Annotated in this window: 11 protein-coding genes and 1 rRNA gene; 5 read left to right on the forward strand and 7 right to left on the reverse strand. The window is 40.6% G+C overall.

The genetic code is table 11. The features are described from left to right. Positions 1-178: 178 nt before the first annotated feature. The gene (locus PAUR_RS01515) at positions 179-556 is read right to left on the reverse strand and encodes a hypothetical protein (protein WP_192506059.1); all 378 of its coding nucleotides are present in this window, start codon (positions 554-556) and stop codon (positions 179-181) included. Positions 557-727: 171 nt separating this feature from the next. Between PAUR_RS01515 and PAUR_RS01520 the strand changes: the two genes are divergently transcribed. From PAUR_RS01520 to PAUR_RS01530, 3 genes are all read left to right on the forward strand, one after another. Next, positions 728-1,441: a hypothetical protein gene (locus tag PAUR_RS01520; RefSeq protein ID WP_192506060.1), complete on the forward strand. Its 714-nt coding sequence runs from the start codon at positions 728-730 to the stop codon at positions 1,439-1,441. Positions 1,442-1,616: 175 nt separating this feature from the next. After that, on the forward strand, positions 1,617-3,227 hold the full coding sequence (locus tag PAUR_RS01525) for a S41 family peptidase (protein ID WP_192506061.1): 1,611 nt from the start codon (positions 1,617-1,619) through the stop codon (positions 3,225-3,227). Beyond that, positions 3,227-3,622, forward strand: coding sequence for a hypothetical protein (locus PAUR_RS01530; protein WP_192506062.1), 396 nt, complete (start codon positions 3,227-3,229; stop codon positions 3,620-3,622). Before PAUR_RS01525 ends, PAUR_RS01530 begins: the two co-directional genes overlap by 1 nt. Here the strand turns inward: PAUR_RS01530 and PAUR_RS01535 are convergent. Further along, positions 3,604-4,488, reverse strand: a complete 885-nt coding sequence (locus tag PAUR_RS01535; protein WP_225738241.1) for a LysR family transcriptional regulator — start codon at positions 4,486-4,488, stop codon at positions 3,604-3,606. The two genes, PAUR_RS01530 and PAUR_RS01535, sit on opposite strands and share 19 nt — an antisense overlap. 119 nt (positions 4,489-4,607) lie before the next feature. On the opposite strand from PAUR_RS01535, the gene PAUR_RS01540 reads away from it, so the two are divergent. After that, positions 4,608-5,309 (forward strand): 4'-phosphopantetheinyl transferase family protein, encoded by a 702-nt coding sequence (locus tag PAUR_RS01540; RefSeq protein WP_192506063.1) that lies wholly within the window; start codon positions 4,608-4,610, stop codon positions 5,307-5,309. A gap of 52 nt (positions 5,310-5,361) precedes the next feature. Here the strand turns inward: PAUR_RS01540 and PAUR_RS01545 are convergent, their stop codons facing one another. The 4 genes from PAUR_RS01545 to PAUR_RS01560 form a co-directional block, all read right to left on the reverse strand. Beyond that, positions 5,362-6,414, reverse strand: coding sequence for an OmpA family protein (locus PAUR_RS01545; protein ID WP_192506081.1), 1,053 nt, complete (start codon positions 6,412-6,414; stop codon positions 5,362-5,364). A 117-nt stretch (positions 6,415-6,531) separates the two neighbouring features. Then, positions 6,532-8,313, reverse strand: coding sequence for an ABC transporter ATP-binding protein (locus PAUR_RS01550; protein ID WP_192506064.1), 1,782 nt, complete (start codon positions 8,311-8,313; stop codon positions 6,532-6,534). Positions 8,314-8,328: 15 nt separating this feature from the next. Continuing rightward, complete coding sequence (locus tag PAUR_RS01555) at positions 8,329-9,765, reverse strand: protein adenylyltransferase SelO (RefSeq protein ID WP_192506082.1); 1,437 nt, start codon at positions 9,763-9,765, stop codon at positions 8,329-8,331. Positions 9,766-9,776: 11 nt separating this feature from the next. Further along, positions 9,777-10,463, reverse strand: coding sequence for a DNA-3-methyladenine glycosylase I (locus PAUR_RS01560; RefSeq protein WP_192506065.1), 687 nt, complete (start codon positions 10,461-10,463; stop codon positions 9,777-9,779). A gap of 73 nt (positions 10,464-10,536) precedes the next feature. Between PAUR_RS01560 and PAUR_RS01565 the strand changes: the two genes are divergently transcribed. Next, on the forward strand, positions 10,537-11,304 hold the full coding sequence (locus PAUR_RS01565) for a substrate-binding periplasmic protein (protein WP_192506066.1): 768 nt from the start codon (positions 10,537-10,539) through the stop codon (positions 11,302-11,304). 453 nt (positions 11,305-11,757) lie between these two features. Here the strand turns inward: PAUR_RS01565 and rrf are convergent. Further along, positions 11,758-11,870: ribosomal RNA gene (rrf, locus tag PAUR_RS01570) — 5S ribosomal RNA — on the reverse strand; the annotation flags it as partial.

Here is an 11,870-nt window from a genome sequence, read left to right on the forward strand (position 1 = left end):
ACTAACAACAAAAAATATCAACAAATTAATACAAATTTAACAAAATAATTTACAAGTGAATCAAAGAATAAAAATAAACCTATTATTTATTATAGAGTTATTGTTATTTATTGCGGTGAGATCATAGGTAGAGTTAAAGACCTAATTATGTTTAGGTCTTACACAACTGCAACATACTTTACTCTGCTGGGTACAGAGTGATTTCTATTCCTGCGCCAATCGCTGAAATACGTAATAAAGTATCGGCATGTAGCGCTTGAGAATAGCATTTAGGTGACGCGCCTGAATTAAAGCCAATGTCAAAAGTACGCTTTGAACAAGACAACCACTGTTTCAATCCAGCTTTAGTACAAGACTCTATTAATTCACATAGATGGTTAATTGCTTTATCGGGACTAATCACATCAGCATTGGCTTCAATTCGTGCTAATTGACGATATTCATCTTTGTCATAGTGCAATATCACAGCATCTTTTTTAAGGTCACTCACTAATGCACTAATGTCATGTTTAGATTCTAGCTCGAGATCCACGTTTAAAAACTGAATTTCTGACATGTTTTCTGATTTACCTTATGTAGTATAAAAATTAACGGTGCTGCAAGGTAAAGTGTAACCAAGTAACGCCATGCTGGCTATAACAAACTCACTCTGCGACAATTTAACGCAGTGACAGTACCTAAAATTACCGTAAACTGACATTATTAAAAACTCGACACTAGAATAGAGATGATCAAAAACTTATTGAAGCCTGCGCGTAAAATACATAAATGGTTAGGGTATTTGCTTGCATTGCAAATTTTTGCATGGTTATTGGGTGGGCTTGTGATGAGTGCAATCCCATTAGAGAAAGTCCATGGCAAGCATTTAGCTAAACGCCATATAGATTCCCCCTTTTCTCGTCAACATTATACTGCTGACTTAAACTTACTTACAAACACCATGTCACAGCTCACATCTGTGTCATTTATTCATTTTCTTGATACACCCGTCATTAAAGCGATTGGTCAACAGACACATTGGTTTGACGGCATCAGTGGCAAAGTACTCGCGCAACCGATTGAGCAAGATATTCATAAACAGGCTTATTTACACTATTTAGGCGAAGGAAAAATAGCGTCATCACATTATTTTGCATCCGGACCAAGAGAAATCGGCTATAAAAAGCATGTCTGGCAGGTTACCTTCAATGATTGGCAAAATACAACCATTTACCTCAATGCCCACAGTGGTGAAATAATCACTATTAGAAGCAATATATGGCGTATTTTTGATTTTTTTTGGATGCTCCATATTATGGACTACGATGAAAGAGATGACTTTAACAACCCCTTACTAATCAGTTTCGCGACGGTAAGTGTATTATTTTGCTTAACTGGCATGTTGCTTCTTTTTCAATCCCGCCCTCGGAGGAAGCGCAACATACGTAAAACCTCGTCGTAACACTCGGCACTCAGAGCTTATTTGTACAGGCGCAGGAACGTTACTAGGAAGATGTGAAAAGAGGGCTCAGCCTTCAACGTTCGGTTATCAATGTAACGCAACAAATATTGCTATTGACCATATTAGTTGCTAATTTCTACACATAGTAATGACATTTGACCACTAGGTACTATTAATGAATTTTCACTCTTGTGCTATATTTTCTGCGGGCTTAAGTCTGTCTTTAATGTTACTAACCGGGTGTGGTGGTTCTGGTGGCAGTACAGCTGATAGTCCAGCACAAAATAGTACGACACCAAACAGCGCCACACCGCCCGACGCAACTTGGCAGTTTGGTCAATTTACTGCTGCTGAAAACTTTATTAATCACTGCTCGAATCCTAGAACAGGCATTGATCCATATGAAAACCAGCCTTTTCCTGATCAAGCTGGCTCTATACAACATGAAAAAATGTGGCTACGTTCACTCACTCACTCAACCTATTTATGGTATGACGAAGTAGAAGATAATGATCCTAAGAACTTTGACAGTGTGTCACAGTATTTTGATTCTTTAAAAACATTTCAAACTACCCCTTCAGGTAATCAAAAAGACCAATTTCATTTTACTCAAACTTACGATGCTTATAAAAAAGAATCGCAATCAGGCGTATCCTCTGGTTATGGGCTTCGTTGGGCAGCAATAAGTACTAAGCCTCCTAGAATATATCGCGTTGCATATATGCAAGATAACTCTCCAGCGGCCTTAGCTGGGTTTAAGCGCGGAGACACTATAGTCGCTATTAATAACATCGATATAAACTCAAATAACACAGAAGCACTCATTAATGGGCTCAGCCCAACTAACGGAAGCACTCACACATTTACAATCTCACGTTCCGGACAAACTGAGTCAATTGATATAGCGGTTACCGCAGGTGATATTGCCTTGTCGCCAGTGCAAAATGCTAAAACCTTTACTGCAGGAGAAAAAACGGTTGGTTATGTGCAATTCAATCAGTTTATCAGTGCTGGGCAAGCGGGCTTAATCTCGGCTTTCAACCAATTTAACAACGCCAATGTCAACGCGCTCGTCCTAGATATGCGTTATAACGGGGGTGGCCTTGTTGATATGGCAGCACAGCTTGGCTATATGGTCGCTGGAGCAAGTAATAGCACCTTTAGTCAAACCATTCACAATGATAAACAATCAGCAAAAAATCGCAGCGTTGGGTTTGAGCGAAGAATGATAAATTGGGATACGCTGCAGTACACTGATACAACCCTACCTAGCCTCAACTTAGATACCGTATATATCCTCAGTACTGCTAGCACCTGCTCAGCAAGTGAACTTATCATCAATGGACTACGCGGTATCGATGTTAATGTAGTACTTATTGGTTCGAAAACATGCGGTAAGCCATATGGTTTTACTCCCGCTCCAAATTGTGGCCAAGTTTATTACACCGTACAGTTTAAAAGTGCAAATGCGAAGGGGTTCGGTGACTATGCGGACGGATTCACGCCAATCGATAGTGACCTCGGTGCCACAGAATTAGGCTTAACGGCAAATGTATCAGGCTGCACTGTAGCGGATGATTTTACGCAGCCACTAGGCAATCCAAATGAAGCCCAATTACAGGCTGCATTAACACATATAGAAACAGGGGGTTGTCCTGTATCACTTGTTAATCGCCCTATCCAACAGAGCACCGCATCTAATCACAACAAAGGGGTTAGTTTAACGCTCCCCAATGCCATTTGGCAAAATAATACTATCTATACCATTATTAATGAGCAAAAATAATGGCATACGCAATAAAAGCCTCTTGCTGTGCACTCGTTTTACTCTGTGTTGGCTGTGAGCAGACCCCCACACCTGACCCTCAGCCGGCCATAATAAAAAAGACCACAGTCCAGATGAAAAATGAATTGCAGCATGCAATCGTTACCCTCAAAGGGGGGCTAACTCCGCGTTTGGCCGACAACGTATTTACCAACAGCAGCACGTTGTTACTTGAAAGAGTTAATAATCTAGCCAGTCCACTTCAGCATGCAATAATCGCTATGGATATGAGCAGTGTTTCTCGCTTTGAGTTACAAAAACGCGGTGAATTGTGTGTTCTATATTTCTCGAGAACACATAACTACGTACCTTTGGAAACCGTTGTGTGTGAACCGCTTCAGCTTGACTTAAAGTAATGCTTAAATACTCTGCATAATGCTTGCACTTTTGCGGTACGATGAACCGAAACATGTGTTACCAGCCAAAAATCTAGTGGCCAAGTTAACTCCTCTTCTAGTATTGGTTGAATACGATGAGATTGTTTAGCAATGTTGTGCTGTAGCCCACCAATTCCTAAACCACTATAAATCGCGCGTGCGGCTTCGGCTGTTTCTGAAACTCGTATACATATTTGTGCCGCATCTATCTGTTTATCCACCCAATCAAAATATGGCACCATTGCATTAAACCCTGCAACCCCTGATACAAAATGATGCTGCGATAGTTCTGCTTTTGTCTGTGGTATGCCCATCCGTTTGATATAATCATCTGATGCATATAACCCCGCCGTCGTTGAACACAGGTGCTGAACTATATAATCTGGATCGCTCGGTTTATCCCCAGCTCGGATTGCGATATGGGCTTGACCATGATCTAAACGAAGTCGTCGTTGTTCCAAGATTATTTCTAACTGCACTTTTGGATGTTGCTTTTGAAATTCAAGGCATGCTGGGCTTAACATTTCCACAATACCGCTAACCGTTGTCAGTAATAATCGGCCACTCAAAGTCGTATCTGCAGCAACAATTTTATGATACAACTGGCCCAGTGTATCTTCAATAGCCGTACCTGCTTGCAATAACTGCTGACCAGCCTCTGTCACCTGATATCCGCGAGCATGTCGATGGAACAATCGTGTGTTGAGCTGGGATTCTAGCTGATTAATACGTCGCAATACCGTACTGTGGTGGATACTTAAGACATGAGCTGCCGCGGTCAATGTACCTTTACTAGCTACAATATATGCAATGTGAATATCTTGCCAATCTTCGATTTTACCCATTATATAGAATCACTATTTATTTAATTCCTGAATATGATACATTCTCGAGTTATGACTTTTTACTTATTTTGTCACGATTGATACATAATTACCTATCTAAAACTAGGACTCTATCCAGAATGGATACTACAAGAAACTACCAGCAAGACACGCATATTTCACCACAATTACCTCATGCTTTTTATTGCTGTACATTTTCAGTCGAGCATTATAATGATAGCCAATTCTCTCTCCATGGAGTGAGTTTTCCAGAGAAACTGAAAAATGCTGTTGCCAAGCGTCGTGCTGAATTTTTAGCTGGCCGTATATGCGCAAAGCATACACTTGAAAAAGCAGGTGTGCGTAACTTTCCGTTACTAAGTGGAGAAGACAGAGCGCCAATTTGGCCATCTCATATTACAGGGAGCATAACCCACACACGTCATATTGCTATGGCTGTAACCACTTCAAACAGTGATGTACTTGGTATTGGTATTGATATAGAACGGCTAATGGATGCAGAGCAAGAGCAAAAGCTAAAATCACAAATTCTTCATCCTGCAGAGTCAGCCATATTTTCACGTTTGAATGAGCACACAAACCACCCTCTAACCCTCATATTCTCTGCGAAAGAGAGTATCTTTAAGGCCTTATATCCGAGTGTAGGGAAGTTTTTTGGGTTTGAAGCGGCTAAATTAGTCACATTTACTGCTAATGAACTAGAGTTTAGCATCACTGAAACATTGTCAGAGACCGTGCCTCAACATACCGTTGTTAAAGTACTTTACCAAACCACCTCTGAATTTGTATTTACTGAATGTGAATTTAGAGTCTACCGATAAAGCACAAAAAAACCAGTCCTAATTAGACTGGTTTTTTAGATTGGGCATTACATTACTGACGCTTAACTTTTACACGCTCTGTTGTTGTAATTGCAGCTTCAACACGACGATTCTGCGCATGCGCAGCGAGCGTATTCGCGGTGTTCAGTAACCGCTCTTCACCATAACCAATTGTTGATATACGCTGAGCATCAATGCCTTTAGTTACCAGCTGTTTTGCAACGCGGTCGGCACGCTTTTTCGATAATACTTGATTATACTTTGCATCTCCTACAATGGATGCATGACCTTCAAGTACAACTGCTGCGCCTTGATGCTTATTCAGAAATGCGACAACTTCATCAATGTCATTCAGATAATCTGATGATACAGATGAATTATCATGAGGAAAACGCACTAACAACTTCACGTTTACCGTTTTCTCTTCATACTTGCTACAACCGTTAGCATCAACCGCATCCATCATCGGAGTATTACTACAACGATCTCTTGAGTCGAGCACGCCATCCTTGTCTGAATCTTTCTTAGTAACAACGGGCGTTTTCACTGGTGCCGGCGCTGCTTCAACTTTTGGGGCTGCTTTAGTTGTGCCAAAGAAATAGTTAATACCTAGCTTCGCCCCCACATCCACATAGCTTCGCTCTAAGCCTTGATATACTGACGTCTCTGCATTCACAAATAAATTATCACTAAAGTGGTGACGGTAGCCAGCTCCTACATTTGCAAACGTATTACTATCAAATACATCTACTGATTTAATACCAAATATCCCGTAAAACGGGCCGCCGTCAAAGTGATATAAAGCATCTAAACCAAAACGTTCGCCATCTTGTGAGCCCGTACTCGCACCAGATAAATCAAAATCCATATCGGCATACTCGAAACGCGCACTCCAGTAGTCATTAAAGCGATAGCCTAACTCAGCCCCCCAACCCATAGAGTCGTCAACATTTACGCCGCCAGTGTTTGCCCCTAGCGTGTTTTCCCAACTCGCATCGTAATAATCACCAAACACTCCAAAGTGTATACCTTCTGAATGCTCTTTAGCCGATACTGTCGATGCAGCAGTCATTGCAATTATTAAACTAATATATTTAAGTTTCATCATTTCTTCCCGTATTTCATCAACGTGAGCGCAGATCGCCCTTCAATTTGGCTTTATAATAGTAGAACATTTCTTAATCTTTACTTAACATTTCAAGATAATATATTCCTAATACAATTATCCTATCTGACGACCAAATAATGTCTTGTAGAGCCCCTGTTCTGCTGAAAGTGCTTCATGACTTCCTGACTGAGAAACTCGGCCATCATCTAAAACGTAAATAAGGTCTGCTTGTCGTATGGCACTCAATCGATGGGCAATAATCAATGTGGTCCGGTTCGATAAAAAATCTTGTAGGTTGCGGTGAACTTTACTTTCAGTTTCTATATCTAGCGCTGAGGTTGCTTCATCTAAAATAACAACTTTAGGGTTTGCTAATACCATTCTTGCTATGGCAAGGCGTTGTTTTTGTCCGCCAGATAATCTCACCCCATTACGCCCAACTCTCGCGTCAAGACCATTATCTAAAACTCTGATAGTGTCATCCAATTCAGACACCTTTAGCGCTTGCCACATCTCCTGCTCAGTATGTTCTCTTCCCATCGTCAAATTTTCCCGCACGGTTGCATTGAACAAAATAGGTTGTTGTAATACCGTCGCTATATTCTCCCGTACTGTATGATAGCCAACATCCTCAATTGCGGTGTCAGCAATATATATTTGCCCTGATTGCTTTTCGTATAGCCCCAGTAGCAGCTGAACCAAGGTCGACTTCCCTCCTCCAGACACTGCAACAACCGCGACTTTTTTGCCTGCGGGAATATCCAATGTCACGTTTTGCAATACTGGTTGCTCTTCGTTATAACCAAAGTCCACATTGCTAAAATGAATACCTACCTCTTGTTGCTCAAAGACTCTCGATTGCTTAGCAGGCGCTGCTCGCTCAGTAGCAAATGCAAATACTTGGTTGAGTCGTTGTAATGCGGCTGACGCTCCATAGTATGCGTACTGGATCCCTAATAATTCTTGCACAGGCCCCATCATGAACCATAAATATCCAAATACCGCAAAAATTTGTCCTACAGTGAGATCAGCAAACACCACCATAAGCATGGCTATAGCCCGGAAAACTTCAAAGCCAAGTAAAAATACGGTAAAGCTTAATCGACTTACTGCATCTGTTTTCCATTGTGATTGAATAGCAAAATGCTTCAAGTCTGCAGCTGATTCCCTGACGTGTGAAAAATATGCACCTTCTCTGCGTACAGCTTTAAGCTGTGAAATTGCATCAAGCGTTTCCACCAAGGATGATTGAAATGCTTCGAATGCTGCATTTTCATCTTTTTTTAAGTGCTTGATCCGCTTACCGAACTGTCGTGAGAAATAAATAACCGCGGGGTTTAATAACAAGATAGTCAACCCCAAAGTAAAATCAATCCATAGCAATACCGCCGCAGTCCCAATGATAGTCAGTAAACCGATAAGAAACCTTGATAAAGTTTGGCTTATAAATGTATCCAGCGTTTCAACATCGGTAATACACCGAGAACTAATCGCACCAGCTCCTTGTGTTTCATATTCTTTTAATTGCACTTGTGGTAAATGATCGAGTAATTGCTCCCGAATCTTAAGGCTAATGTCTTTGCCAATGAAGGTAAACTGTCTTGACTGAAAGACGCCTAATATCAGCGCCCCGAGTCGCATCAGCACCACGCCCAGCAAAACGACTAGAATATATGCCGTTGGTTGATGCCATTGAGCAGGTAAAAACTGATTTAAAAAAGCAATCGCAGCTCCAGGGTGACCAAGCAGTACCTCGTCAACCAATAATGGCATCATTAATGGGATCGGCACACTTACCAAAGCGGCTAAAAAAGCAATAATATGAGCAGTGAACAACGGTTTCTTGTGCGCAATAACTTGCTGTCGTATATCCTGCCAACTCAGAGATTTTGTCATATCAATCCTTACCTATTACGTCCCACAGAATGTTTGATAACTCGTATCAGAGTTAGCTGTATTAACAAACTGATCTGGTACACTCTTATAATTGTAAGGCGAATTCAAAATGGGTAACCATTTAGTCAATAATGGGCTATGACCTAATTCATTAAACTCTGCGATGACTTTTTCAATGAGTTGATTTCGTGGTATCACTGATGGATTTGTTATTTTCATGCGTTGCAACACGTCACTTCGTTCATATTCACTCACTCGTAATTGCCATTTCACTATCCAACTATCAAGCTCACTAGGGACTAAAAATAACGCATCACTTTTTACTTCCATAGCATTGGTTAATGCGGCAAATGTATTGGTGTAATCTAATTGCTTCGAATTCATTTCTGATAAAAGTTCTGACAGCAATTCATTATCAGAGTCTTGCCATACTAATATGCCAAGCTTGCTCGCCCACATATCTTGATAGGCCTCATTAAACTCTGCGGAAAATTCGGCTATCGCAGCAGATAACATTTGTAATGCAGACTCTTCATCTGAGTCAATTAATGGCATTAATGACTCTGCTAACCGTGCACAATTCCAGTTTGCCATATTTGGCTGATTACCAAATGCGTATCGTCCTTGTTTATCTATAGAACTAAAAACCTGATTAAAGTCGAAACGCTCCATCATGGCACATGGTCCATAATCTATTGTTTCTCCACTAACTAAAGTGTTGTCAGTGTTCATTACCCCATGTATAAAACCGACTCTCAGCCAGTGAATCACAAGTTTAATTTGAGCACTACACACGGCTTTTAAAAACTCGATAACTCGTGTATTACCGCAACTCACTATATGTGGGTAATGCCGCGCTATAGCATCGTCCATTAAGTTTCGCAATCCATTGGTATCGTTATGTACTGCTAGATACTGAAAAGAGCCCACTCTGATATGACTGCTTGCAATGCGGCTCACTATTGCTCCGGGCACAACCTCATTTCGTATAACGGATTGTCCCGTTGAGATGACCGCTAGACAATGAGTTGTGGGTACATTTAATGCAGCCATTGCTTGGCTCATCACATACTCTCTCACTGCGGGTCCCAGAGCACACAACCCATCCCCTCCTCGTGAAAAAGGAGTTCTCCCAGAGCCCTTCAATTGAATATCAAATAATTGACCATTAGAATCGGTAAAAGCCCCTAATAGATGAGCTCGGCCGTCACCTAAGGTTGGGTTAAAGTGTCCAAATTGATGACCTGAATAGGCCAATGCAGTAGATGGGCTACACACGTTTTGTACACTGCCTGTTAATATTGCCTTCGCATCACTTTTCGCAACTGGAATATTTAAAGTATTAACTAATACCTCATTCCATAAAAGTAATTCTGCTGACCGTACGGTTGCTGGCTTGCTAGCAACCAAAAAGTCGTCACTAATATTGTTGTACCGTTGAATTAACTCCATCACAAACTCTCTTATTCTGGTACTTGATTATCGCCAATGCTAAAGGCCACCAATTGGCTTAAAGCTTGTAAAGACCAATCACTTTCATTTACCAAGGTATTAAAAAAAGCTTGGGCAGCCCCTAAGGATTTCTTACTTTGTAAACCCCCTTCTATAATCTCATGCGCTCGTAAGTACGCCTCCACATCTCGGCTGAGTAAAAAGGTATCTTTGCCCATAGCTCTTAGTGCGAAAGGGCCTGTATTACCACCTAATCTGGCACCATGCTTTTTTAAATAGTCCCACAACCCAATTATATTATCCGTAGGCCACTGTGCAATGAAATGAGAGAATGACCCGTGAGATTGCTGTATTTCGTGGATCATGTAGCAATTATCAGGAATTGTCTGAACCTTCTTATAGTTTCGAACAATGCGTTCATCTGCTGATTTTTGTTCTAAGACCTCAGGAGACATCATCAATAATTTATTGATCTCAAAGTCCCAAAATACTTCTCTAAAGCCATGCCATTTAGCGTTAATTACAGACCAATAAAAGCCACTTTGAAACACTTTTCGAGTGAACTCTTCTAGCCATAAATCATCCTCAATCAACATCAAATCTGCTGCTGTAACTGGGCTATTGATTAATGACATAAGAACTTGTTCAGACCCTTTTCGTGCACAAGCCCTTTCATATATATTCGAAAACTTTTCCATTATTCTAAGTAACCCTATTTCGAAAACGTAAATGATTATCTATAGTTATAATAAAGCGTCTACAAGGCACCTTATGAGAATTCTGTTTAGCATTTTTATATTTATTAGCTCAAATGTTTACAGTGAGCCGTATGCTAGGCAAATTAATATTACCACAGGTCAATGGCCACCCTATATTGATCAATCAAAAGAAGATCAAGGCTGCGTCGCTTCCTTGATCCGAGATGCTTTTGCACTATACGATATAAAAACACGATTTGTTTTCATGCCATGGGAAAGAGCATATAAAGATGGCATGAAAAAGGAGTTCATTGGAAGTGCTTATTGGTATTTTAGCAAGCAACGCAGTGAAGATTATATATATACTAAACATGCTATTACGGAAGAAGTAAGTCGATTTTACCACCTGAGTAGTTTACCGCTAAAGTTAACACGCTACTCAGATTTGAAGCCATACACTTTACTACTCAATAAAGGGCTTACGTACCCCGATGAATTACTTGAAGCGATTAGTGAACATAATATAAGCACGGTGGAGTCAACTTATACTGACAAGAATATTCCACTCCTTTTACGTAAGCGCGCTGACATTATGATCATGAATGAAAACACCGCTCAAGAATATAAACGTTCATTACCAGTATCAAAACGCTCTGCTATCACATCTCAAAAGAAGCCCGCATATATTAAACGAGGTTTTTTACTGATCAACAAAACACATCAACAATATGCTATTTTATTTGACCAAGCTCTCAGTACTCTATGGTCGAATAAAGATTACATTAAACACTACGAACAAAACTGTTCAAAGGTCAGTGTACTGACACACGCTTTAGAATGATTTAATCATAGAACGCACTCTGCTATTTTAAGACATGCTTGAACCTATAAGTATCGTTTCACTTTTCTAAACTTGCTTTAAAGTATTAATAGCTCACTTCCACTACGCGTAATATTTAATATCTGTGATTACAATTTAAATATGACTCCTAACCTGCGTCAGGAAGACCCCAGGTAAAGTGAGAGTATAAGATCAGATTTGCGTAATCCTGACTACAGCAATAAATACACCATAAGAATGTAGTCTCCCAGAACGGGTTTCAGTACGTTTCTCTCTTGCCCACTTTTATGGGTCTTGGCCTTCGTCAGGGGAACCATAAGGTGGAACTCATCTCTCTGAATTGGTTTCAGGTCCATGGTTTTCCGGGTCTCTTTCTTGCTTATTTCCCTAATTCCTAAACTCCAAAAAACAAAAAACCCGTCGCATCTCTGCAACGGGTTTCTCTAATTTAAAGCCTGGCAATGTTCTACTTTCACATGGCAACTGCCACACTATCATCGACGCTGTTTCGTTTCACTTCTGAGTTCGGCATGGGGTCAGGTGGGTCCAAAACGCTATTGTCACCA

Origin of the sequence: Pseudoalteromonas aurantia 208, assembly GCF_014858725.1 — a bacterium.
Classification (GTDB): domain Bacteria; phylum Pseudomonadota; class Gammaproteobacteria; order Enterobacterales; family Alteromonadaceae; genus Pseudoalteromonas; species Pseudoalteromonas aurantia.